The sequence below is a fragment of the Cupriavidus sp. GA3-3 genome, from assembly GCF_000389805.1.
Taxonomy (GTDB): Bacteria; Pseudomonadota; Gammaproteobacteria; order Burkholderiales; family Burkholderiaceae; genus Cupriavidus; species Cupriavidus necator_D.
The window spans coordinates 55458-79651 of the sequence record NZ_KB944501.1; the positions used below are offsets into that span (position 1 = coordinate 55458).

Here is a 24194-nt window from a genome sequence, read left to right on the forward strand (position 1 = left end):
CGCAAGACCGGCACGCAAACCTGCAACGCGCCGCAGGAAAAGATTCAGCGCAGGTGCGACAGCGGCAGCGGGCCGTCGCACTTGATCGCGGTCAGCACGATGTTCGAACGCACGCTTTCCACGCCCGGCACCCGCATCAGCCGCTTCATGGTGAATTCGGCCAGCGTGGGCAGGTCGGGCACGACCACGCGGATCAGGTAGTCAGCCTCGCCGGCCACCGAATAGCACTCCTGCACCTCTTCCAGCAGCAGGATCTCTTCGCGGAAGCGTTCGATGATGGTGTCGGCATGGTGGGCCAGCTTGACGCTGATAAAGACCATCACCCCCAGGCCCAGCGCCTGCGATGACAGGTTGACGCGGTAGCCGGTGATGACGCCGTCGGCTTCCAGCCGCGCCAGCCGGCGCCCGACCTGGCTGGGCGACAGGTGCACGCGTTCGGCCAGCTGCTGGTGGGTGGTGCGGCCGTCGGCCTGCAGGACGGCCAGCAGCGCGAGGTCGAAGGGGTCCAGGGAGACGCCGGAGGCAGTCATACACAAATCCCGCATTCTTCAGTTGAATAATGCACATTATATGCGTCACAACACCAATACAAGCGGATTTTGCGGCCTTTCTGCGCGCCTGGATGTCTAAACTACGCAGTAAATCCGCATTGATGCTGCCACCGATGCAGCAAGCACGCATTACAAGGAGACGCGCACCTATGTCCATCGCCACGGCCACCGAAGCCCCCGGCGCCTTCCAGGGCACCCTGACCGACAAGCTCAAGGAACAGTTCGACGCCGGCCTGCTGTCCGGCCAGGAACTGCGCCCGGACTTCACCATCGCCCAGCCGGTGCACCGCTACACCAGCACCGACCACGCCATCTGGCGCAAGCTGTACGAGCGCCAGGCCGCGATGCTGCAGGGCCGTGTCAGCGATGAATTCCTGCAGGGCCTGGCCACGCTGGGCATGGACAAGGACCGCGTCCCCGATTTCGACCAGCTCAATGAAACCCTGATGCGCGCCACCGGCTGGCAGGTCGTGGCCGTGCCCGGCCTGGTGCCGGACCAGGTGTTCTTCGAGCACCTGGCCAACCGCCGCTTCCCGGCCAGCTGGTGGATGCGCAAGCCCGAGCAGCTGGACTACCTGCAGGAGCCGGACTGCTTCCACGACGTGTTCGGCCATGTGCCGCTGCTGATCAACCCGGTCTTTGCCGACTATATGGAGGCCTACGGCAAGGGCGGCCTGAAGGCGAACGGGCTGGGCGCGCTGGACATGCTGTCGCGGCTGTACTGGTACACGGTTGAATTCGGTCTGATCCGCACCGCGCAGGGCCTGCGCATCTACGGAGCGGGCATCCTGTCGAGCCAGGGCGAGTCGATCTACAGCCTGGATTCGGCCAGCCCCAACCGGATCGGCTTCGATGTGCGCCGCATCATGCGCACGCGCTACCGCATCGACACCTTCCAGAAGACCTACTTCGTGATCGACAGCTTCGAACAGCTGTTCGACGCCACCCGGCCGGACTTTGCGCCGCTGTACGAAGAACTGCGCGCGCAGCCGACGCTGGGCGCGGGCGACGTGGCCCCGGGCGACCAGGTGCTCAATGTCGGCACCCGCGAAGGCTGGGCCGATACCGAAGACATCTGATCCGGCCCCTTGCCGGCAAACCCGGGGCGCCCTGCCCCGCTTCCCGCTTTGTGAAACAATGCCGGCATGCCCGCCGCCACGGCGCGGGCGGGCCGGCTGTCCGCATTGATTTGCGGCCTTCGTTTTCGTTACGACCAGATCGAGCCCCCTATGACTCCGCTTTCCCCGCAAGCCCGTGCCACGCTGCTGGCAGACCTGCCCGGCTGGACCACCGTCCCGGACCGCGACGCGATCTTCAAGCGCTTCACCTTCCATGACTTCAATGCCGCCTTCGGCTTCATGACCCGCGTGGCGATCCAGGCCGAGAAGGCCGACCACCACCCGGAATGGTTCAACGTCTACAACCGGGTCGACATCACGCTGTCCACGCACGATGCCAACGGCCTGACCCAGCGCGATATCGACCTGGCCCACTTCATCGAGCGCGCCGCCGACGCGGTGACCGACTAAGCGCGGGCGCGGCGGCAGCGCCGGATCGGGCCGCTGTAGGCAATCCGTAAGGAAGCGGAGGCCCGCGCCTAGTACAATCTGCGGCAGGCCCGCACCTCCCGTGTGCGCCAAGAGGCCTTCTCTCCAGCCATGCCCAACTTCCTGCCCGAGCTGCCGCCATGCGTATCCTGCTGATCGAGGACGACCGCCAGATTGCCAGCGGCGTCGAAGCCGGCCTGTCCCGCGCTGGCCACCAGATGCGCGTCGTCCACGACGGCGTCTATGCCACCGAACACCTGCTGCGCGAGCAGCACGACCTGGTCATCCTCGACCTGGGCCTGCCCGGCATCGACGGCATGACCCTGCTGGCGCGCTACCGCGCCCGCAACCGCACCACCCCGGTCATCATCCTGACCGCGCGCGACGAGCTGGAAGACAAGCTCTCGGGCCTGAACGCCGGCGCCGACGACTACCTGATCAAACCGTTCGCCCTGCCCGAGCTGGAAGCGCGCGTGCGCGTGCTGCTGCGCCGCAGCCAGCAGGGCGAGGCCGCCCCCGAGCGCGACGTGCGCCTGGGGCGCCTGCGGCTGTCGGGCAACGACCGCCGCATGTTTATCGACGCCCGCCCGCTGGAGCTGTCGCCGCGCGAGTTCGCGGTGCTGGAACTGCTGCTGCAGCGCCAGGGCCGCGTGGTCAGCAAGGCGCAGCTGCAGGACCACCTGGCCACCTTTGCCCACCCCGCCGGCGAAGGCGGCGACACCGTGGGCGACACCGCGATCGAGGTCTATGTGCACCGCGTGCGCAAGAAGCTCGAGGACAGCGATGTCGAGATCGTCACCGTGCGCGGCTTCGGCTACCTGCTGCAGATCCGCGCCGGACAATGAAACCGCTCCGGCCGCCACGGTCATCCGACACGCGGCCCTGCCCTTCGGCCTAGCCGGCAATGTGGCCTCGCTCCCGCACCTCCTCCCGGGTTTCCTGGCGCACGGCCTCCCGCATCGCAACGCGGAACGTGCCCCCGGCCTCCGCCACCGCTGACGCCGCCGGCGACACCCCCGCGGCGACGCGCCAGGCGTCCCGCCCCGGCTCCAACATCAGCCTGCGCGCGCACCTGCTGCGCGCTCTGGCCACGCCGCTGTTTGCACTGGTGCTGACCAGCGGCTCGCTGTCGTACTGGCTGGCGGCGCACTACACCACGCAGGTGTTCGACCGCGCGCTGTATGGCGTGGCCAACAACATCGCCCAGCAGATCCGCATTGCCGGCCCGCGCCTGGAGCACGACATCCCGATGATCGCGCAGACGCTGGTCGAGGCCGAGGGCACCGACCGCATCTACTGGCGCATCCATGGCCCCGACGGGCTGATCGGCGGCATGGACACCTGGCTGGGCTACGGCACCGGCCAGACCACGCTGCACGATGCGCGCCTGTTCTACGCCTGGTTCAGCGGGCGCCAGGTGCGCGCGGTGCGGCTGCCGGTGATGCTGCCCAGCGCCGCAGTGGACGAACTCGGCACCAGCGAGGCCGGCAAACCCGCGCGCGGGCCGATCGTGGTGGAGGTGGCGGAGCTGCTGGACCGGCGCGAGACCGCCGCCAACGAGATCCTGCTGTCGGTGTCGGTGCCGCTGATCCTGCTGCTGCTGGTCGGCAGCCTGATCCTGTCGCACGTGCTCAAGGAAGAGCTGGTGCCGCTGCAGATCCTGGCCGACAAGCTCAACCGGCAGACTGCCCGCTCACTCGCCGCGCTCGACGAGACCCAGGTGCCGGCCGAGGTGGCGCCGCTGATCCGCGGCCTCAATGCACTGCTGGCGCGGCTGCGCGACGCGCTCGACGCGCAACGCAAGTTCATTGCCGATGCCGCGCACCAGCTGCGCACCCCGCTGACCGCGGTCAAGCTGCATGCCGACCGGGCCCAGGAAGCCGATTCGCTGGAAGTTGCCCGGCATGCGCTGCGCGAGGTGCAGACCGCCGCCGACCGCGCGGTGCGGCTGTCCAACCAGTTGCTGTCGCTGGCGCGCGCCGAGCCGGGGCTGTCGCTGGAGCGTCTCGGGCCGGTGGAACACTTCGACCTGGCCGAGCTGGCCTTCGAGATCGGCGCCGAGTGGGTGCCGCAGGCGCTGGCGCAACGCATCGACCTGGGCTTCGAGATCCTGCCCGGCCCCACCTTCACCGGCAGCGCGCCCGCGGTGGTGCGCGGCAACCGGCTGCTGATGCGCGAGGCCCTGTCCAACCTGATCGACAACGCGGTGAAGTACGTGCCCGCGGGCGGGCGCATCACGGTGCGCGCCGGCGGCGAGGCCATGGGTCACCGCGGCATGGCGGTGGTGATGGTGGAAGACAACGGCCCCGGCATCCCGCCGCAGCGGCGCGAGGAAGTCTTCAAGCGCTTCTTCCGCGGCGACCGCGCCCCTGAGCCGGGCGGCGGGCGGGCGGCCCATAGCGGCGGCGCCGGGCTGGGGCTGGCCATCGTCCATGAGATCGTGACGCTGCACCAGGGCACCATCCGCATCGAGGACGTGCCGCCGGTTCCAGGTGCGGCCGGCGATACCCCGGCCGCGGACGGCGCGCCCGAACGGCGGCCGACCATGCGCTTCGTGATCCGGATCCCCTGCGAACCGCCAGGATCGGTGGCCTGAACCCGCCGCTGCGCTGGCGGAGGCGCGGGTTGGGACGCGCGCCTTACTTGGCCTTCTTCTTCTTTTCTTTCGGTGCCAGCATGGTGCCGCGGCATTGCGGGCTGCCGCAGCGGCACTCGAACTCCTTCTTCAGCTTGGCGGTATAGCGCGCGTCGATGACCAGGCCGTAATCGTAGAACAACTCCTCGCCCTCGGCAATGTCGCGCAGCGCGTGGATGAAGACGCGGCCCTTTTTCTCGCGCGCTTCGCAGTTGGGTTCGCAGGCGTGGTTGATCCAGCGCGCGCGGTTGCCGCCGTACTTGGCGTCGATGACGCTGCCGTCGTCCAGGCTGAAGTAGAAAGTGTGGTTGGGATCGCTGGGATCGTGCGGATGGCGCTCCAGCGCCTTCTTCCACGAAATGTGCTCGCCCTTGTACTCGATCACGCGTTCGCCTTCGGCGATCTGGCCGATCGCATAGACGCCCTTGCCGTGCACGCCTGACTGGCGCACCTCGATCCGGTCGCTCGCCGTCTTCTTCTTGCCCTCGTCCGCTGCCTTGCGCTTTGCCTTGTCCGCCATTTGCCTTTCCGTGCTCGTCGCCTGTTTGCCTGAGTGGCCCGCTGTGCCGGCCGTTCCGGCGCGATCGGGGATGATACCGGTGCAACCGTGACACGTATACGTAACCCCCCTTTCCGGCGACCTCACCGTATACGCCCTGGTTGCGATTGACACGTATACGGCACCCCATTTCCGCCTCAGCCGCGACGCCCGTTTACGTCCCCGCGTGTGGATAACCCCGCCTCGAACTGTGGACAAGCACGCGGATTGGATGTGGGCTGCCTGGGGCTGGCATGGGGATGCCTCAGGCATAAGTCGGAGGGCTTGCGGCACTGGCCTCCTCCGGATGGCTGAGTCATCCACCTCGACCAACATTGGATACGACCACTTCTCGTTTACGTAAACCGTTGAACCGAAAGACGTTTACGTGGTTTTCCACAGCGGGGGCGGGTGTTTACTTACTACTACTATTTGTATACATGAAAGAAAAAGGTAAACCGAAAGAACGAACCAACGGCGTCAGCAAAAGAATGCCCCCAAGGCGTCATCCAAATGGCCGGGACTGTAAACGTCGCGATAGCGCGAAGCTTTGTGGTTTTGGATTTGAAGATTCGGCGTATACCTCGGGCGTATACGCCCAACCACACCGACTTGCGCGTATACGCCGCCCGCAGGATCTGGAGCTGGCCCGTAAACCGCCCCGGCAAGGTGCCATGCATGCGCCGAATAGCGGCTCGGTTCGCCGCCAGCCCAATGATCCGACAACATGCAACATAGTGCAGTCTGCGCCTCCGAGGCTGCCAGAGCGCCTGCAAGCGTTTCTGGCCGTCACTCGCTCTCCAGCCCTGTCCAATGCGCCTGCGCGTGCACAGAGGGCCTCTGAGGGCCTCTGGCGAGGGATGGGTGAGAGGCTAGGTACGCGGCCCGCCCGCTATCTCGCCTGCGCGACCTGGGGGCCCTGCCTGTCAGCTTAGGACGCTTTCGTCACCTTCCGCGGCTTGCGATGGCTGTACCCAGCTGCGTCGATTTGCCGCGAAGCCCAGCCTGGCGCGGCCTCGCGGAACCTGCCAGGTAACAATCTGTTCCCGGTGCGCCTTGTCCGACACGGTATCATGTGGCCCGCGGTGTCTTTGCCGGAGCGGTGCCAGTCAGGCCGCCCGGCATGCGGACGCCTGTGTTTTATCAACTCGATACGGAGTGAAGCATGACGAAAACCGAACTGATCGACGCTATCGCAGCCGGGGTGGACGGTCTGACCAAGTCCAAGGCGGAACAGGCACTGAACGTGACCCTGTCGGCCATCATGGACGCCGTGGCCAAGGGCGAAACGCTGAGCCTCATCGGCTTTGGCACGTTCAGCAAGGGCGAGCGTGGCGAGCGCATGGCGCGCAACCCGCGTACCGGCGAAGAAATCAAGGTCGAAGCAGCCAAGACCGTGAAGTTCAAGGCTGGCCAGAAGTTCAAGGACGCTGTCAACCAGTGAGCCTGACGGGCTGCACTGCAGGGCCCGAATTGTCAGACCCCGCCATGCCGCCGCCCGGTGCCCGAGGGCGCAGGCGAGCGCCAGGCGGGGGACGTTATCCACAGCGGTAAGCTGATTTTCTGCAGTATCCGCCGCATCGCTGAATCCGTCGCCGGAGCGATCGCGCGCGAAGTCTTCCAACAGGCGTCCAGCCGTGGCCGTGACAGGCCGGACCGGGTGCCGTGCCACATGGGGCCTCCATGCTTGCCCGTCCGCCGCGCCGCAGATCTCCACAGCGTTATGCACAGCGCTTTCCACAGCCGGTTCCACAGCTTTCTCCACAGGCTGCAGGCACCATGCGCGCGGCCTGTGTTGCCGTGGCGCTGGCACTGCTGAGTGCCTGCACCACCGTCAGCGAGCCGGTGCGGCCGCAGGCGCGCGCGCTGCCCGACACCGAAAGGCCGGTGACGCGCCCGGGCGCCACGCCGCGCGAACGCATCGTCGAGATCGCCACGCAGGAATGGGCCCGCTGGGGCGGGCAGGTGGTGCGGCTGGGCCGGGATGACACCTCCTGCGTCACCTACAGCCCGGTGCCCGCACCGGAACTGCCTGCGCCACTGCCAGAGATCCCGGAGGCCCAGCCACCGTCCCCCGCGGAGGCCGGGGCACCCGCTGCCGCCACCACCGATACCGAATCCAAGACCAACGGCAATCCGCCACCGGCCGCCAGCTGCCTGTCCTTTCCGGACGGCACCGGCATGGAAGCCACGCCCCTGGGCTGCTCGCTGGCGCGCCGCTACTGGGGCATCGTCGGCGAAGCGCCCGGCTGCCGGCAGGTGACGCAGGGATCCTGGGCCTGGTCGGCGGTGTTTATCTCATGGGTGCTGCGCAAGGCGGGGCTGGACGAGCGCCAGTTCCTGACCGGGCAGTCGCACTCGATGTACGTGGTCGATGCCCGCGACGGCATCCTGCCCAGGCCAGCCTTCCATATCGAGCCCGTCCCCGCCATGCCCCGGCCCGGCGACATCATCTGCGCCGGGCGCGGACGCGACCGCTATCTGGAGGACATCGCCGAAATCGGCTTCGGCACCACCCCTATGCACTGCGACATCGTGGTCGGCGTGGATCCGGCCACGCGCGTGGTGCGTGCCATCGGCGGCAATGTCCAGCAGTCGGTGTCGATGGAGGAGATCGAGCTGGGCGATTCGGGCCGGCTCGACGGCGTCACCAATTCGCATATGCCGTGGCTGCTGGTGATGCGCAACGACCTGCAATAGCTTGGCTATTGATGCGATTTATCAATGCACCATGATTTAAGGGGTGTTGATTATTCGCTAGAATAATCCTGCGCTCAGTCGAACAGTTCCAGCTGCGACGTATCCCGGTCGCTGGTCCCTACCCCCACCCCCAGCAGCCGCACTGGCAAGCCCCGGCGCGCATGGCCCTCGGCCAGCAGGCGCGCGTAGACGGTGCGGTCCGGCGCGTGGCCGCGGCATTCCACCGTGGTCTGGCGGAAGTCAGAGAAGCGCAGCTTCACGGTCAGCTTGTCGATGGTGTCGTGTGCCTGAGCCCGCTCAATGCGGGCTTCCAGCATGGCGATGAGCGGTTCCAGCTCGGCCATGCAGGCCTGCAGGTCGGGCAGGTCGTCGGCATAGGTCTCTTCCACGCTGATCGACTTGCGCTCGCGCTCGGGCGTGACCTCGCGCTCGTCGACCCCGCGGCACAGCTTGTAGAGCCGCGCCCCGAAGACGCCGAACTCGCGGTGCAGCCGGTCCGGCGACCACGGCCGCAGGTCGCCGCAGGTCCCGGCACCCAGGCGCCGCAGCTTGGCCGCGGTGACCTTGCCTACGCCGTGGATGCGTTCCACCGGCAGCGCGGCGACAAAGCCATCGACCGCCGCCGGCTTGACCACGAACAGCCCGTCGGGCTTGTTCCAGTCGCTGGCGATCTTGGCCACGAACTTGCTCGGCCCCACCCCGGCCGATACCGTCACGCCCACTTCATCGCGCACACGCTGGCGGATTTCCTCGGCGATGCGGGTGGCGCTGCCGGCGTGGCGGGTGCAAAGGCTCACGTCCAGGTAGGCTTCGTCCAGCGACAGCGGTTCGACCAGCGTGGTGTATTCGCGATAGATCGCGAAGATCCGGCGCGAGACCTCGCGGTACTTGTCCATCGCCGGGCGCACGATCAGCAGGTCCGGGCAACGCTTGAGCGCCTGCGCCGACGGCATCGCCGAACGCACGCCAAAGGCGCGCGCTTCATAGTTGCAGGTGGCAATCACCCCGCGCCGGTCGGGCGAGCCGCCCACGGCCATCGGGCGGCCGCGCAGCGAGGGGTCGTCGCGCATCTCGACCGAGGCGTAGAAACAGTCGCAGTCGCAATGGATGATCTTGCGCTGGACTGCGGGGGTGGCATCAGGCGGGGCAGACATGGTGGCCAGGCACCGTATCAGTTATGCGTGTGACAAATGAAATGAGTTGATTTTTAGTTAGTTTCATTGATCGACTGGATGATAGCGGGCTTCTGCCGCGTATTCATCCATAGCCCCTCGGCTGCATACAAGGCCAGCGATAGCCAGATCAGCGCGTAGCCGACCTGCTTCTGCGCCGGGAACGGCTCGTTCCACAGCCACACGCCCAGCAGCAGCTGCAGCGTCGGCCCGGTGTACTGCAGCAGGCCCAGCAACGACAGCGGAATGCGCCGCGCGCCGGCCGCAAAGAACAGCAGCGGCACCGCCGTCACCGGCCCGGCCAGCAGCAGCAGCCACTGCGTACCCGGCGCTGCGTGGGTGAAGCTGTCCTGGCCGGTCGCGAACAGCCAGGCCAGTGCCGCCGCGGCCAGCGGGAACAGCAGCAGCGTCTCCAGCGACAGCCCTTCCAGCGCACCCAGCGCGCCGGTCTTGCGCAGCAGGCCATAGCCGCCGAAGCTGGCCGCCAGCCCCAGCGCGATCCACGGCAGCTGGCCTGCCGCCACCGTCAGCCAGGCCACACCGGCCGCGGCTACCGCGATCGACAGCCATTGCACCAGGCGCAGCCGCTCGTGCAGGAAGACCACGCCCAGCAGCACGCTGAACAGCGGGTTGATGAAGTAGCCCAGGCTGGCATCGACCACGCGGTTGGCCGACACCGCCCAGATGTAGAGGAACCAGTTGGCGCACAGCAGCGCCGCGCTGGCGCCGAACGACAGCAGCAGGCGCCGGTCCCTGAGCACCCGGCCGAGCCACGCCCACTGGTGCCGCCAGGTCAGGATCAGGCCGAGGAATACCAGCGACCACACCATCCGGTGCAGCAGGATCTCCAGCGGCGCAATGCCGGGCAGCGATTTGATATAGAGCGGGAGCAGCCCCCAGATGATGTAGGCCAGGAGGGCGTAGAGAATGCCGAGTTGCATAGGGATTTCCGGTAGATGCCGGCGATTCTACCGGCGCCGCGCGATCCCCGCCCGGCGGGCGCCCGCCTGCCGTGGCCAACAAAAAACCCCATGCTCCCGAGGGAACATGGGGTTTGCGGCAAGCCCCGTGCGGCCCGGGGCAGTGTCCCGCTTACAGCTTGCGCGCGAAGCTGAACTGCGCGAAGCCCTGCTCGGCCACGTTGAACCAGGCGGCCTGGTTGTTGCGGAACACGCGCCAGTCGTCGTAGATCTTCTTGAACGACGGGTTCTTGGCGGTTTCGTCGGCGTAGGATTCCTGGGTCGCCTTGAAGCAGGCCTCCATGATCTCCTTGGAGAACGGGCGCAGCTTGACGCCGTTTTCCAGCAGGCGGGCCAGCGCCTGCGGGTTGACCGTGTCGTACTTGGCCATCATGTTGGTGTGCGCCTCGATGGTGGCGGTTTCCAGCGCGCGCTTGTACAGCGCCGGCAGCTTCTCGTACTCGGTGGCCGAGGCGTAGAACGACAGCTGCGCGCTGCCTTCCCACCAGCCCGGGTAGTAGTAGTACGGCGCCACCTTGTAGAAGCCCAGCTTCTCGTCATCGTACGGGCCCACCCACTCGGCTGCATCGATGGTGCCCTTTTCCAGCGCAGGGTAGATGTCGCCGCCGGCGATCTGCTGCGGCACCACGCCCAGGCGCGACAGCACCACGCCGGCAAAGCCGGCGATGCGGTACTTCAGGCCCTGCAGGTCGGCCACGGTCTTGATTTCCTTGCGGAACCAGCCGCCCATCTGTGCATTGGTGTTGCCGCCCAGGAAATTGACGACGTTGTATTCCTTGAAGAACTCGCGCATCAGCTTCATGCCGTTGCCCTGCATCATCCAGGCGTTCTGCTGGCGTGCGGTCAGGCCGAACGGCACCGTGGTGTCAAAGCACAGCGTCGGGTTCTTGCCGAAGTAGTAGTAGCCGGCGGTGTGGCCTATCTGCACGGTGTTGTTCTGCACCGCGTCCAGCACCTGCAGGCCCGGCACGATTTCACCGGCGGCAAAGACCTTGATGTTGAACTTGCCGTCGGTCAGTTCCTTTACGCGGGCCGACAGCAGTTCGGAACCGCCGAAGATGGTGTCGAGCGACTTGGGGAAGCTCGAGGCCAGGCGCCATTCCACGGCCGGGTTGCTGCCGACCACGGCCGGCGCTGCCGGCCCGCTGGCGGCGGCAGGTGCAGCCTTCTCTTCACCCTTGCCGCACGCGGCCAGTGCCCCGGTGGCGGCCACGGCCGACGCTTTCAACAGAAAGGAACGACGTTCCATCTCCACTTCTCCTCTTATAGATATTGATTCGGATGCAGGCTCGCGGCTTGCATGATGCCGCGCGCCGGACCGTGACGCACCAGCCGCCGGGGTACAGCGGCTTGCGCAACGCTGTGCCTGTTGCGAACGGGCACGGCGGCGTGCCCAGCATGCCTGGCGCCGGACGCGGGCCACGGCAAAGGGCTGTCTTACCCGAAAGACAAGCCAGCCGATTATAGCGGTGGCTCTTTCGCCACGGGGTATCGCGCAAGTGCGGGTTTTCGCTAGTCAATCGCGACATATCCGGGGGTTTTTCGCATTGTGAGACGGCGCACAGTGTGATGGATTTTGTAACCCGGCTTGCGGTCAAATGGGTCGGCTGATAAAAAACAGTCCCGCCTCCGGAGCCCTTGCCTGCTCCGGCCATCGATGTTGCTTGACTGAATTGCTGTCCGAATTGCCGCCAGTCTCTCGTCGGATTCCCGCCATCCCGCTTTGTCCCGGCCCTGCCGGACGCGGTGGCCTGCCCCTGCGCCGCCTCGGTTTTGCCGTGCTGGCCGCGTGGGGCCTGGTCGCGTGCGCGCAGACCGGGGATGCGACGACCAGCGCGATCACCCCGCCGCCCCGCATCGAACCGCGTCCGGCGGTGCCGCCGGTGGTGACCGCTGGTTCGGCGCAAGCCGCCGAGCCTGCCACGCCGGCCACGGCAAGCACGGAGGATCCACTGGCGGCGCTGATCGCCGGCGAAGCGGCACCCGCGGCCAGCGTGACCGTGCCAGCGGCACCGGCGCCAGGTACCACGGGCGAGCCGGCTGCCCAGCCCGGCGTGCAGCCTGACGGCAGCGCGCCGGCAACCCTGGCCGGCACCAGCTCCGCTGCCGACCCGAGCTTCGTCGGACCGCCTGAACCGCCACCCCAGCCGCCGCCGCCACTGGTGCTGTTCCCGCCCCGGCTCGGCCAGTTCCAGGCCGAGGCGCCCGCCGAGCCGGCGGACAGCACCACCGGTGGCATACCGCCGGACGCCCCGCCGGTACTGCACTCGCAGCTGCCCGCCGACGACCCCGCCGGGGATTCCGTGTGGCGCCTCGGCTACAGCGGCCGCGCCGCGGCCGAGGAACGCCCGGCCACCATGCGCGCCTGCCCCGGCGGTGCGCTTTCCACCGGCATCGGCAACGGCCTGGCCTGCCGCAGCGCCGGCGAGGTCAAGATCCGCGAATCGGTGCTGGACCTGGATGGCGGCGCGCAGGTGATGCTGATCGCGCAGGCGCGCGGCACCGACGCCACCACAGTCAATGGCCGCCCCGCGGCGATCGATCCCTACGCCCTGGTGCCGCAGTTCTATACCGCCGTCAGCGGCCTGGCGGTGCTGGACGGCGCCACCATGTGGGCCGGCCGGCGCGACAATGCGCCGTTCCTGCTGTCGTCCGGCCTGCTGCCGCCCAATTCCACGGCGATGCGCTTCGGCATCGACAACGCCAAGGTGATCGGCGATATCGGCCTGAGCTACCAGTACACCGCGCGCGCCGACCAGAACGGCCAGAACCTGCCCAGCTACCACTCGCTGCGCACCGCGCCCATCAACACCAACGAACAGGGTTCGATCCAGCTCGGCTTCACGCGGGTGGAGGCGCAGCCGCTGGTGCAGGACCCCGGCGGTGCATGGTGGGCGTCTGCGTTGCATGAGCAGAAAGGCGTGCTGTACGGCACCAACCGGTTCGGGGTGCAGTTCGGATCGGGATCGCGCAACGCCATGACCGGCTACACCGGCATGGGACCGGCGCTGTCGCGCACGCGCGTGGCGGAATCGATGGAATGGAGGGGCCGTTCAGGGCTGAGCGGCGCGGTGGAGCAAAGCCTGCAGTTCGACCGGTCGCCGGTCGGCACGCTGCAGTGGACCACCACGCGCTTGCGTCCTGCTTACGTGGCCAGCAACCAGTTCCGCCTGAACTTCGAGGTCTCGCACGACCAGATCTCGTCCGGCTTCGGCGTCAGCGGCCAGCGCACCGCGCTGACCGTGGCGCCCACGCTGACGCTGGGCAAGTCGGCCGGCAATGCCAACCTGCGCGCCTTCTACACCTATAGCCGTGCCAGCGACGTCGACGGCATCGGCTACACCGCGCCGGCCGACGCGTGGGCCTCGCAGGCGAGCGGCTCGATCTTCGGCGTGCAGCTCAATCGGCGCTGGTAGGGGCGCTGGCGGGCGCAGCGCGCCAGTCGGCCTGCGCCGTGGCGGCCGCAGCGGGTTTGCGGCACAGCCAGTGGAACAGCAGCGTGGCAGCCAGCCCGCCGCCGATCTGGGCCAGCACGAAGCCCGGCACGTCCTGCGGCCGGATCCCGGTGAAGGTATCGGTCAGCGCGCAGGCGATGGTCAGCGCCGGGTTGGCAAACGAGGTCGACGACGTGAACCAGTAGCCCGCGGTGATATAGCCTGCCACCACGAACGGCACCAGCTGCGGCCGGCTGCGCAGCGTGCCGATGCCCACGCCGACCAGGCCGAAGGTGGCCACGCACTCGCTCCACCACATCGCCGCGCCGGTGCGGCTCTGGGCCGACCAGGCCAGCGCCGGCTCGCCGAACATCGCATGGGCGGCCAGCACGCCGCAGACTCCGCCCGCCACCTGCACCAGCACATAGCGCAGCGCATCGCGCGGCGGCAGCGTGCCCTGCAGCAGCGCCGACAGGCTCACCACCGGATTGAAATGGCCGCCCGACACCGGGCCCAGCGACACCAGCAGCGCCACCAGCCCAGCCCCGGTGGCCAGCGAATTGGCCAGCAGCGCCAGCGCGGTGTCGCCTGCGGCGAGGCGCTCGGCACGGATGCCGGAGCCCACCACGATCGCCACCAGCAGGGCCGTGCCCAGGCCTTCGGCCACCAGGCGGCGTACGAGCGTACTCATCGCTGCGCTCCGTTGACGGCGCGCGGCAGCGATAAAGCGGAGCAACGAACGGGATACGAGAGCGACCGCGAGATCGCGGCAAAGGCAGTAAGGAAAACGTGCAGCGGCAAGATGGACAACGTCGCCTGAGACGACGCCTCGAACGGTGGCGGTTCAGTAGCAAGCCCGCGCACATGCGGTGAGCGCGGACGCGACAGTGTTCCGTTCGTGCACGGAGCGCGTCAATGCGTGGCCGCTTTGTTGTGTGCAGACGCGCGGTATCGAATCGCGGCGCTGGCCGCGGGCCGTTACCGGTTGCTGGCCGCCAGCCGCAGGCCGAAGCCGACCAGCGCGATCCCGGCCAGTCGCGTTGCCAGCGTGCGCGCGAACGGCAGCGCCCGCAGCCGGCTGGCCACCGCGTTGCCCGCCAGCACCAGCGCCGCCTGGTAGGCAAGGCTGAGCACCGTGACGTGGGCCATCATCGCCGCCAGCGTGGCCGGCGACGCATCCGGGCGCAGGAACAGCGGGAAGAACGCGACAAAGAACAGCACCACCTTGGGGTTGGTCAGGCTCACCGTGAAGCCCTGGCGCAGGTATACGCGCGTGGACTTGCGCGGCTCGGGCACGCCGGCGTCCGCGGCAAAGCGTGTACGCAGCAGCTGCACCCCCATCCAGCACAGGTACGCGGCACCGAACCATTGCAAGCCGTGGAACAGCAGCGGATTGGCCTGCATCACCGCCGCCAGCCCCGCCACCGCGGCGAGCATGTACACAAGGTCGCCCAGCAGCGTGCCGCAGACCGCGCCCATGCCGGCCGCCATGCCATTGCGCGCGGTGGCGTTGAGAATGGCGATCGTGCCCGGGCCGGGGATCAGCTGGAACACCAGGATGGCGAGCACGAAGCTGGTGTAGTTCTGGATGTCGAACATGGTGGCCTGGCAGTGTCGGATGCGAGTGCGGGATGCATCGCTGCCGCCATGTTAGTGCAGCCTGGCCCATCGCGGCAAAGCGCATGGCTTGACGGCTGCAGCGCGCCTCAGCGCAGCAGGAACGCGATGTCCTCGACGCGGATCTGTGCCACCGGAATGCCCTTGCGGCGCTGGAACAGGATGTGCTGCTGCACACGGCTGCGCTGCTCGGCAAAGACCCCGGGATCGATCGGCGTGCCCAGGCGCATGTAGTGCTGCACCAGCAGCTTGTAGGCGCGGTGGCGCACCTGCATGGCCTCGGTCTCCGCACGCAGCCGCCGGATCTCTGCCGGGCTGCGGTCGATCGCCTGGTGCAGCTCCTCGACCGTGCGCGCATGCAGCTCGCGGTAGACGTCGCGCTCGGCCTCCATCTGGTGCAGCTCGTCGCGCAGCGCGCGGATCTTGTGCTGCAGCTTCAGCGTCTGCGAGACCGCCTGCTGCACCCGCCCCGCCGCCCCCAGCGCGTGGCTGGCCGCGGCCATGGTGCTCTTCCACAATCCGCGCTCTTCGCCCGCAGTCTGCGGCGGCCAGCGGTTGTCTGTCCCGATCAACGTATCCATCAGACCCCCCGGTAAGAAAGTAAGCCCTGGACCGGCTGTCCGCGTTATGGGTGCGGCTTGGCCGGCTCGGTCCGCGCCGCCGGGCGGCAGCGCGTCAGGCCATCGTAGAGATACATATATCGGCTGCCAAGTAGAAGATATTTACTTCTGGGTTGGCTGTTGCGCGTTGGTCAAGCACGCCGGCAGCGGGGCTGCAGCATGACCAGGGCCATCTTATCCCCTACCAGTCTCGGCAGGATTTCCCGCGCCGGCCGCATGCGGGCCAGTTCCCGGGCGGTGAGCGGGGGGTTGTCCGCGTCCGCGCGCGCGGCAAGCGTCAGCGCCTTGTCCTCGGCATCAGATGGGATATGGATTTTGCGTTTCGTCGACATGGTTCAGTACCTCGCGGCGGGTTACCAACGCCGGTTCACAGGGCCCAGCGCTGCCTGTACACAAATCTGCCTATGCGATGCCACAAAGCAAAAAGCCCGGCTCTTGCGGGAGCCGGGCTTTTCTTGTTCTGGTGGCCTGGGACGGAATCGAACCGCCGACACAAGGATTTTCAATCCTCTGCTCTACCGACTGAGCTACCGGGCCAAAGAAGCGAAACTATAACTGGACTTTTTTGGTCAGTCAAGCGTCATGTGCGTCACAGCCTCATTGCTCGGCCGGCTCGGGCTTGTTGCGGCCCAGTTCGACGCCGAGCTGCTTGAGCTTGCGGTACAGGTGGGTGCGCTCCAGCCCGGTCTTCTCGGCCACGCGGGTCATGCTGCCGTGTTCGCGCAGCAGGTGGTATTCGAAGTAGGCGCGCTCGAACAGGTCGCGCGCTTCGCGCAGCGGCATGTCGAAGGAGAACTGCATCTCGGCCTCGGGCACGCGCGCGGGGCTGCCGTTGGGGGCGGCCTCGGCAGTGGCCTCGGGCACGATGTCTGACGAACCGGGTTCGGCAGACGGGACCGTGGCGGGGGCAGTGGTGGTGGCCGAGCTGCTGCGCGGGCGTTCGATGCCGCGGGCCAGGCCCTGCTCGACCGCGGACAGCAGCTTCTGCAGTGCGATCGGCTTCTCAAGGAAATTGAGCGCGCCGATCTTGGTCGCCTCGACCGCCGTGTCGATGGTGGCGTGGCCCGACATCATGATGACGGGCATCGTCAGCTGTCCCTGCGCGGACCATTCCTTGAGCAGGGTCACGCCATCGGTATCGGGCATCCAGATATCGAGCAGCACGAGGTCGGGCGTACCCGCCGCGCGGTATTCGCGCGCTTGCAGCGCGTTCTCCGCGAGTTCAACCACGTGGCCTTCGTCGCTGAGGATCTCCGAGAGCAGCTCCCGGATTCCCATTTCGTCATCGACTACGAGGATCGTTGCCATACTTCCCCTCTTAACCCCACCGCAGCGTTCCGGGACCGGACGCCATTGTTGACTATGTCAGTTTAACGAACAGGATCGAGATCTGTGCACCGACGATCTCCGCACCTTCCATGCGATTGCGCATCTCGATTCGCGCGCCGTGTTCGTCAATGATCTTCTTTACCATCGCGAGCCCCAGGCCCGTGCCCTTGGCTTTCGTGGTCACGTAGGGCTCGAACGCACGGCTCAGGATTCGTGGCGCAAAACCGGGACCATTGTCCGCAATGGTGAGCTTGACGGCCTGCCGGTTTTCGCCGGCAGAATCTTTGTATTCTACAGTCTCGGTGTTCAGAGTGATATGGGGCGCCGCCCTACCGGCCGCGACGTTCTCGGTGGCGGCATCCTGTGCGTTCTGCAGCAGGTTGTGGATGACCTGGCGCAACTGCGTCGGATCGCCCTTGATCTCGGGCAGCGCGGTGCCCAGCGTCGGATGAATCACCGGATGCTCGTGCACCGCGGGATCATCGATGCCATACAGGTGCAGCACTTCCGCCACCAGGCTGTTGAGCTGCAGCGACTGCAGCACCGCGGGCGGTGTGCGCGCGTAGTCGCGGAAGTCATCGACCATGCGCTTCATCGCGGCCACCTGGTTGACGATGGTGGCCGCGCCACGCTTGAGCACATCGGCGTCGGTGCCTTCGAGCTTGGGCGAGAGCTTCATCTGCAGGCGCTCGGCCGAGAGCTGGATCGGCGTCAGCGGGTTCTTGATCTCGTGCGCAAGGCGCCGTGCCACCTCGCCCCAGGCCACCGAGCGTTGAGCGGAAATCACATCGGAGATATCGTCGAAGACGATCACGTAGCCGGGCTCATCGCGCTCGCCGCCGGGCAGGCGTGCGCCGCGCACCAGCAGCGTAAGCGGCTGTTCCTCGCCCTGCGGCAGCTCGATCTGCTTCTGCCAGTGCTCGGCGCCGCCCAGCACCTCGCTGGTGTTCTGGTCCGAGAAGGCCTGGCGCACGATCTCGCCGAACGGCCCCATGCCAGGGATCTGCTCAACCGGCAGGCCCAGCACCGCGCCGAACGGCTGGCGGAAGATGCGCTCCGCGCCCGGATTGGCGGTAATCAGCACAAAGCGGCGGTCGAACACCAGCACGCCGGCGGTCAGGTTCTGCAGCACGCTTTCCAGGTAGGCCTTCGATTGCTCGAGCGCGGTGCGGTTCTCTTCCACCGCCAGCCGCGCCTCGGCCAGCTGTCGCGTCATCTGGTTGAACTGCTGCGTGAGCATGCCGAGCTCGTCGCGGCTTTTCAGTTCGCGCTTGGGCGAGAGGTCGCCCTCGGCCACTTCCTTGGTCCCCTGCAGCAGCATCAGCAGCGGCCGCGCCAATTGCCCGCCCAGCAGCAGCGCCAGCATCACCGCGATGAACACGGCCAGGAACAGCGTCAGCGTCAGCGTGCCGATATACATCTTGCGCAGGCCGGTGCGGCCCAGCGCTTTCTCCTGGTATTCCTGGTACGCGCGCTGGACCTCGTCGGCATTGCGCGCGAGCACCGCCGGCACGGGGTGCAGCACCTGCAGGTAGCGTTCCTCGCGCACGGTCTCGCCGACCAGGCCGAAGCCGCTCGACGGCGATTCCTCCGGGCGGCGCTCCACGGACAGGCCGGAGCCGGCCCAGCGCGGCGGCTTGGCCAGCGCGCGCGGGGCGCTGCCGCCTGCGGCGTCATCCTGTGCCGCGGTTGGACTGGCGCCCAGCGGAATGATCACGCGCAGCCGGTACAGGTGGCTGCTGTCGACGCGTTCGGGGCTCGGGCTGCCGTCGCCCGACGGGTCGGTGCCGCCCTCCACCGCCGCGTAGCCGCCGGCCAGCCGCGCCTGTTCGGCCAGCACGCCCGAAGGCAGGTCCGGCACCAGCGACGCGTAGTTGCTGGACGCCGTGGCCAGCACGCGGCCGCTGCCGGTGAAGATGGCGGCTTCCTGGACGCCATACTGCTCGCGCAGCCGGTTCAGCTGCAGCGAAGTGGCCACGCCGGAGGCGCCGGCGAGCTGCTCGGCCATCAGGCGTGCCTTGACCTGCAGGTCGGCGAGCGAGCTGTCGATGGTGGAGCGGCCCAGGTTCAGGCCGGCCTCGAGCGCGGTTTCCACGCGCACGTCGAACCAGGACTCGATGCTGCGCGAGACGAACTGCAGCGATACCAGGTAGATCAGCACGCCGGGCAGCACGCCCACCACGCCGAAGAACACGGCGAGCTTGGTCATCAGCCGCGTGCCGAACTTGCCGCGGCGATAGCGCAGCCACAGCGTCAGCGCCAGCGCACCCACGATCAGCACCAGCAGGGCGCCGATCACCAGGTTCACCTTGAACAGCAGCGTGAAATAGCGATCGAAGAATTCGGTGTTGGCCGATGCGCCGGCCAGCAGGCCCACCAGCACCAGTGCCAGGAAGACGATGATCCCGGCCACGACGCGGTACAGCACGCGCCGGAACCGGCTGTCCCACAGCGAGTTGTTCATGGCTGGCTCGAGGCGGGCTGCAGCAGCAGTGCGGGCGACAGTCCGTAGGACACCGTCTGCATGGTCAGGCCGCGTGAGTCAATGGCAGCAGCAGGCGCCGACGCAGGCGCGGGTACGGCGGGCGAGGCCGGCAGCGCCGGCGATGCGGGGCCTGGGGCCGGCGCGGGCGGCGGCGCTGCGGGCGGCGGCGGCGGCGGCGCTGCGTTCAGGTCCGTCGGCACCGTATAGGCGAAGCGCCGCCAGTCGGAGGCCAGGTTCCATTCACGCGTGTTGACGGCGTTGATCTGGAACGGCTTGGGCAGTTGCGACAGGTCCAGCCGCATGCGCACTTCCGCGTGGTAGGTCTCGCCCGGCTTGACCACATTGCGCTCGAACACGCGCCAGCCGCGCACGCGCTGGATGAACTGCAGCGCGCCCTTCAGGCGCGTGAACGGCAGCTGCAGGCCGCCGGTGGAGACACGGTACTGGCGCGTCAGCGGCTGGTACGACAGGCGCACGCTGCGGGTGGTGTTGACCGGCTTGTCGTCGAACCAGTACCAGCGCGAGCGCGAGAGCTGGAAGTCGACCGCGAAATAGAGGGAGATGCCCTTGTGCAATGCGTCTTCCAGCGCGGGCGGCAGGTCGAAGTCGAAGCTGGCGGCAAGCTCGAAGCCGCCGTCCTGGAATTCGATGCGCGCCTCGGTGGCCTCGATGACCTGCGCGCGCGCGACGGGCGGCAGCCACAGTAGCGAGGCGAGCGCCAGCACCAGTGCCAGCCACCACCGCGCCAGCAGGCCACGCCTGCCCGCGCCGCCGGGGCGCAGATGCAGGCACGCCCAGTCCGCGGCAGTGTCCACGTTCGTGTCCACCATGACGCGGAAGTCTGACAGGCGCGGCGTGCTCAGCATCGGATCAGATCAGGCGCGTTTCTGGAAGCGGGCGTAGAAGAAGCCATCGTGATCCGACGGCAGGCTGGTGCCGGCAGTGGCGTCCTTTTCGCCATTGGCGCCGGCGGCTTGCGTGGCATGGGTGCCGGGCAGCAGCTGCCCCGGCGCCTGCAATCGTATCGCATCTGCCAGCTGCGCACCAAACCAGCGCGCCTGCTCCTCGCCTTCCGTTGGGAAAATTGAACAGGTGACATAGACCAGGATGCCGCCCGGTTTGAGCAGCGGCCACAGTTGCGAGACGATGCGGCGCTGCTCGGTGATGAGCTTGGCAATATCGGTCTCGCGGCGCAGCCAGCGGATATCGGGATGGCGCCGCACAATGCCCGAAGCCGAGCACGGCACGTCAGCCAGGATGCGGTCAAAGGGCTGGCCGTCCCACCAGTCGGCGGGCCGGCTGGCATCGCCGACCACGATCCTGGCTTGCTTGCCCAGGCGCGCCAGGTTCTCGGCGATGCGGGTGGTGCGCTGCGGGTCGCTTTCCACCGCGGTGACTTCAATATCGGCCAGTTCCAGCAGGTGCCCGGTCTTGCCGCCGGGCGCCGCGCAGGCATCCAGCACGCGCATGCCGTCGGCCACCTCGAGCAGCGGCGCAGCCAGCTGCGCGCCGGCATCCTGCACCGAGACCACGCCTTCGGCAAAGCCCGGCAACTGCGTCACCGGCACCGCGCGCACCAGGCGCACGGCCTGCGGGCCAACCACGTGGCCGGCCAGGCCGGCGTTGGCAAGATCGGTCTGGTACTGCTGCACGGACACGCGCGCGGTGTTGACGCGCACCGTCATCGGCGGGCGCACGTTGGCGCTGGCGGCCAGGGCCATCCACTGGTCCGGGTAGGCCTCGCGCAGCATGCGCAGCCACCACGGCGGCAGGTTCCAGCGCGCCTGCTCGTCGCGGTTGACCTCGGCCAGCAGCGCCTTGCGTTCGCGCAGGAAACGGCGCAGCACCGCGTTGACCAGGCCGCGCGCATGCGCAGTCTTGGGTTCGGAGGCGGCGGCGCTGACCGCCTGGTCGACCACGGTGAAGGTGCTGTAGCCCGGGCGGCCGGCGTCCGCGCCGTCCTGCTTGTCGCGCGGGCCCGGTGCGTGTTCCAGCAGCAGCGCCAGCGCCACCGCCAGCAGCGAATCGACCTGCGCGCCCGGCGGGCGCGTGACCAGCTTTGTCACCAGTGCGCGTGCCGTACCGAACTGGCGCATGGTGCGATAGGCGATGTCCTGCAGCGCGCCGCGCGTGGCGGCATCCTGCACGCGGTCCAGCCGCAGCTGCGCGGCGGCGTCCTCGATCGCCTGGGGCAAGGCTGTGCCTTCGCTGACGGCGCGCACCGCGGCGGCGGCGCCAAGCATCTGGAAGGCAAGCGAATCGGGAGGCAGGCGCATATCGGTCAGGCGGCGGGTCAGGCGTTGGAATCGGGAAGCAGGCCGGCGCGGGCACAAAAAAAGCCCGCCGGTCCATGCGGAACAGCGGGCAGTTTACCCTGTGCGGGGGCCCTGCCCCGGATTTCCGGCCGCTCAGGCGGGATAGGTGCCGGTCTGGGCCATCTGCATCAGGCGCGCGATGCGCTCCTCGGTGGCCGGGTGGGTCGAGAACAAATTGGCGATGGCGCCGCCCGAGAGCGGGTTCATGATCATCATCTGCGCCGTGGCCGGGTGTTCTTCGGCCGCCTGGAACGGGATGCCCTGGGCGTAGCGGTGGATCTTGTCCAGTGCGCTGGCCAGTGCCTGCGGGTCGCCGCTGATCTCGGCGCCGCCGCGGTCGGCTTCGAATTCACGTGCGCGCGAGATTGCCATCTGGATCAGCGATGCCGCCAGCGGGGCCAGGATTGCCACGGCAATGCTGGCGATCGGGTTGCTGCGGTTGCCGTTCTCGTCGCGGCCGCCGAAGAACATCGCCATGTTGGCCAGCGCCGAGATCGCACCGGCCATGGTGGCGGCGATGGTCGAAGTCAGGATGTCGCGGTGGCGCACGTGCGCCAGCTCATGCGCCATCACGCCGCGCAGTTCGCGCTCGGACAGCACCCGCAGGATGCCGGTGGTGGCCGCCACCGCGGCGTGCTCCGGGTTGCGGCCGGTGGCAAAGGCGTTGGGCGCGTCTTCGTTGATCAGGTACACGCGCGGCATCGGCAGGCCGGCGCGCTGCGCCAGGTCCTGCACCATGCCGTAGAACTGCGGCGCGCTGCCGGCGTCGACTTCCTGCGCGTTGTACATGCGCAGGACCATCTTGTCCGAGAACCAGTAGGAGAAGAAGTTCATGCCCAGCGCAAGCAGCAGCGCCATCATCATGCCGCTGCGCCCGCCGATCATGCCGCCGATGACGATGAACAGCGCCGTGATGGCCGCCATCAGCATGAAGGTCTTGACCCAGTTGAACATTGCGGTGATCTCCGTGTAATCGTGAGCCGCGTCCCGGGGGAAAGCGGACGCGATGACCGTTAGATAGGGGGCGATACCCGAAAATTCAACGGCTGTTCAACGGTTTCAGGGGGGAGCCGTGGCCGCTTGCGCCGGCCGGGGCGGTGCCGCCGGCACTTATGCCGCCATGTGCGGCCAAGGCCCGTCCGATCATGCCTGCGCGGCGCCGTTGCCGGGTACCGCGCAGCGCGTGCCCGGCGGCAGCGGCAGGGCCTGCAGGAACTGCTGCGCCGGCTGGCGGCGCCCGCCCGGCTTCTGCAGCTCGGTGACCTGCAGTGCGCTGCCCTCGCCGCAGGCGATGAGGACGCCGGCGGCGTCGGCCGCCAGCACTGTGCCGGGCGGATGCGGCAGGCTGCTGGCGGCGGCCAGCGGCACGGCCTGCCAGCACTTGATCACGGTATCGCCGACCTGCACCGTCGCGCCCGGGAAGGGGTTGAACGCGCGCACCTGGTTGGCCAGCGCCGCGGCCGGGCGGCGCAGGTCCAGCGGGGCCTCGTCCTTGGCGATCTTCTCGGCGTAGGTGACGCCTTCGGCCGGCTGCGGCGTGGCGGCCAGCGCGCGGCCGGCGGCGAGCTCCTGCAGCGCTGCCACGGTCATGCGCGCGCCCAGCGCGGCCAGCGTGTCGTGCAGCGTGCCGGTGGTGTCGTCCGGGCCGATCGGCACGGCCGCGCGCGTGAGCATGTCGCCGGTGTCCAGGCCTTCGTCCATCTGCATCAGCGTGATGCCGGTCTCGGCATCGCCCGCCTCGATGGCGCGGTGGATCGGCGCCGCGCCGCGCCAGCGCGGCAGCAGCGAGCCGTGGATATTCAGGCAGCCCAGGCGCGGCAGGGCCAGCACCTCGGCCGGCAGGATCAGGCCGTAGGCGGCCACCACCATCACGTCGGGCGCAGTGCCGGCGAGCGCGTCGATGGCCGCGGCGGCGTCTTCCGGGTACTTGCCCTGGCGGCGCAGCGAGCGCGGCTGCAGCACTGGCCCAAGGCCGCTGGCGGCGGCGAACTGCTTCACCGGGCTGGCGTGCAGCTGCAGGCCGCGGCCGGCGGGGCGGTCAGGCTGCGTCAGCACCGCCACGATGGGAAAACCGGCGGCGTGGATGGCTTCCAGCGCGACGCGCGCGAACTCGGGCGTGCCGGCAAAGGCAACACGCAGGGGTCTGGCTTGGGACATGGCAGGTTCCGTGGCCTGAAACAGGACCGGCCGCTATCGCGGCCGGTTCTTTTGTTCTTCGGAAGTCATAAAGATAACAGACCCCGCGCGGGTGCCGCGCGCTGGCGGCGGGAA

Annotated in this window: 22 protein-coding genes and 1 tRNA gene; 7 read left to right on the forward strand and 16 right to left on the reverse strand. The window is 68.1% G+C overall.

Annotation, left to right across the window (positions count from 1 at the left end):
• Positions 1-44 precede the first annotated feature (44 nt).
• Positions 45-530: an Lrp/AsnC family transcriptional regulator gene (locus C265_RS24410; protein ID WP_010811303.1), complete on the reverse strand. Its 486-nt coding sequence runs from the start codon at positions 528-530 to the stop codon at positions 45-47.
• Positions 531-700: 170 nt separating this feature from the next.
• On the opposite strand from C265_RS24410, the gene phhA reads away from it, so the two are divergent.
• The 4 genes from phhA (at position 701) to C265_RS24430 (ending at position 4694) form a co-directional block, all read left to right on the forward strand.
• Positions 701-1630, forward strand: a complete 930-nt coding sequence (gene phhA / locus C265_RS24415) for a phenylalanine 4-monooxygenase (RefSeq protein WP_010811304.1) — start codon at positions 701-703, stop codon at positions 1628-1630.
• Between the two features lie 150 nt (positions 1631-1780).
• Positions 1781-2080: a 4a-hydroxytetrahydrobiopterin dehydratase gene (locus C265_RS24420; protein ID WP_010811305.1), complete on the forward strand. Its 300-nt coding sequence runs from the start codon at positions 1781-1783 to the stop codon at positions 2078-2080.
• A 158-nt stretch (positions 2081-2238) separates the two neighbouring features.
• On the forward strand, positions 2239-2943 hold the full coding sequence (locus C265_RS24425; RefSeq protein ID WP_010811306.1) for a response regulator transcription factor: 705 nt from the start codon (positions 2239-2241) through the stop codon (positions 2941-2943).
• Between the two features lie 128 nt (positions 2944-3071).
• Positions 3072-4694 carry a sensor histidine kinase gene (locus C265_RS24430; protein WP_010811307.1) on the forward strand — a complete coding sequence of 541 codons (1623 nt, stop codon included), beginning with the start codon at positions 3072-3074 and terminating at the stop codon, positions 4692-4694.
• A gap of 43 nt (positions 4695-4737) precedes the next feature.
• Here C265_RS24430 and C265_RS24435 read toward each other — a convergent pair whose 3' ends face one another.
• Positions 4738-5253: an SET domain-containing protein gene (locus C265_RS24435; protein ID WP_010811308.1), complete on the reverse strand. Its 516-nt coding sequence runs from the start codon at positions 5251-5253 to the stop codon at positions 4738-4740.
• Between the two features lie 1183 nt (positions 5254-6436).
• Here C265_RS24435 and C265_RS24440 point away from each other — a divergent pair.
• Positions 6437-6715, forward strand: coding sequence for an HU family DNA-binding protein (locus C265_RS24440; protein WP_010811309.1), 279 nt, complete (start codon positions 6437-6439; stop codon positions 6713-6715).
• A 239-nt stretch (positions 6716-6954) separates the two neighbouring features.
• Complete coding sequence (locus C265_RS24445; RefSeq protein WP_011616254.1) at positions 6955-7971, forward strand: DUF2272 domain-containing protein; 1017 nt, start codon at positions 6955-6957, stop codon at positions 7969-7971.
• Between the two features lie 74 nt (positions 7972-8045).
• Here the strand turns inward: C265_RS24445 and dinB are convergent, their stop codons facing one another.
• From dinB to C265_RS24460, 3 genes are all read right to left on the reverse strand, one after another.
• Positions 8046-9125 (reverse strand): DNA polymerase IV, encoded by a 1080-nt coding sequence (gene dinB, locus C265_RS24450; protein WP_010811311.1) that lies wholly within the window; start codon positions 9123-9125, stop codon positions 8046-8048.
• A gap of 53 nt (positions 9126-9178) precedes the next feature.
• On the reverse strand, positions 9179-10084 hold the full coding sequence (gene rarD, locus C265_RS24455) for an EamA family transporter RarD (protein ID WP_010811312.1): 906 nt from the start codon (positions 10082-10084) through the stop codon (positions 9179-9181).
• A 151-nt stretch (positions 10085-10235) separates the two neighbouring features.
• The gene (locus tag C265_RS24460; protein WP_010811313.1) at positions 10236-11372 is read right to left on the reverse strand and encodes a TRAP transporter substrate-binding protein; all 1137 of its coding nucleotides are present in this window, start codon (positions 11370-11372) and stop codon (positions 10236-10238) included.
• Positions 11373-11721: 349 nt separating this feature from the next.
• Here C265_RS24460 and C265_RS24465 point away from each other — a divergent pair, with 349 nt between their 5' ends.
• Positions 11722-13539 carry a carbohydrate porin gene (locus C265_RS24465; protein WP_234788164.1) on the forward strand — a complete coding sequence of 606 codons (1818 nt, stop codon included), beginning with the start codon at positions 11722-11724 and terminating at the stop codon, positions 13537-13539.
• Here C265_RS24465 and C265_RS24470 read toward each other — a convergent pair.
• From C265_RS24470 to fmt, 11 genes are all read right to left on the reverse strand, one after another.
• Positions 13523-14248, reverse strand: coding sequence for an MIP/aquaporin family protein (locus tag C265_RS24470; protein ID WP_010811315.1), 726 nt, complete (start codon positions 14246-14248; stop codon positions 13523-13525). The two genes, C265_RS24465 and C265_RS24470, sit on opposite strands and share 17 nt — an antisense overlap.
• 287 nt (positions 14249-14535) lie before the next feature.
• Positions 14536-15156 carry a LysE family translocator gene (locus C265_RS24475; RefSeq protein ID WP_010811316.1) on the reverse strand — a complete coding sequence of 207 codons (621 nt, stop codon included), beginning with the start codon at positions 15154-15156 and terminating at the stop codon, positions 14536-14538.
• Between the two features lie 107 nt (positions 15157-15263).
• Positions 15264-15755, reverse strand: a complete 492-nt coding sequence (locus tag C265_RS24480) for a hypothetical protein (RefSeq protein WP_011616259.1) — start codon at positions 15753-15755, stop codon at positions 15264-15266.
• Between the two features lie 170 nt (positions 15756-15925).
• Positions 15926-16126 (reverse strand): hypothetical protein, encoded by a 201-nt coding sequence (locus C265_RS24485; RefSeq protein WP_010811318.1) that lies wholly within the window; start codon positions 16124-16126, stop codon positions 15926-15928.
• Between the two features lie 129 nt (positions 16127-16255).
• Positions 16256-16331 (reverse strand) — tRNA-Phe (locus C265_RS24490).
• Between the two features lie 60 nt (positions 16332-16391).
• Positions 16392-17102: a response regulator gene (locus C265_RS24495; protein WP_010811319.1), complete on the reverse strand. Its 711-nt coding sequence runs from the start codon at positions 17100-17102 to the stop codon at positions 16392-16394.
• A gap of 52 nt (positions 17103-17154) precedes the next feature.
• Entirely contained in the window at positions 17155-19587 is a 2433-nt protein-coding gene (locus C265_RS24500) for a PAS domain-containing sensor histidine kinase (protein ID WP_010811320.1), read from the reverse strand.
• The gene (locus tag C265_RS24505; RefSeq protein ID WP_010811321.1) at positions 19584-20474 is read right to left on the reverse strand and encodes a DUF4390 domain-containing protein; all 891 of its coding nucleotides are present in this window, start codon (positions 20472-20474) and stop codon (positions 19584-19586) included. Before C265_RS24505 ends, C265_RS24500 begins: the two co-directional genes overlap by 4 nt.
• A gap of 9 nt (positions 20475-20483) precedes the next feature.
• Positions 20484-21884, reverse strand: a complete 1401-nt coding sequence (rsmB, locus tag C265_RS24510) for a 16S rRNA (cytosine(967)-C(5))-methyltransferase RsmB (protein WP_010811322.1) — start codon at positions 21882-21884, stop codon at positions 20484-20486.
• Between the two features lie 132 nt (positions 21885-22016).
• Entirely contained in the window at positions 22017-22877 is an 861-nt protein-coding gene (gene htpX, locus C265_RS24515) for a zinc metalloprotease HtpX (RefSeq protein WP_010811323.1), read from the reverse strand.
• Between the two features lie 189 nt (positions 22878-23066).
• The gene (gene fmt, locus C265_RS24520; RefSeq protein ID WP_010811324.1) at positions 23067-24080 is read right to left on the reverse strand and encodes a methionyl-tRNA formyltransferase; all 1014 of its coding nucleotides are present in this window, start codon (positions 24078-24080) and stop codon (positions 23067-23069) included.
• Positions 24081-24194: the final 114 nt, after the last annotated feature.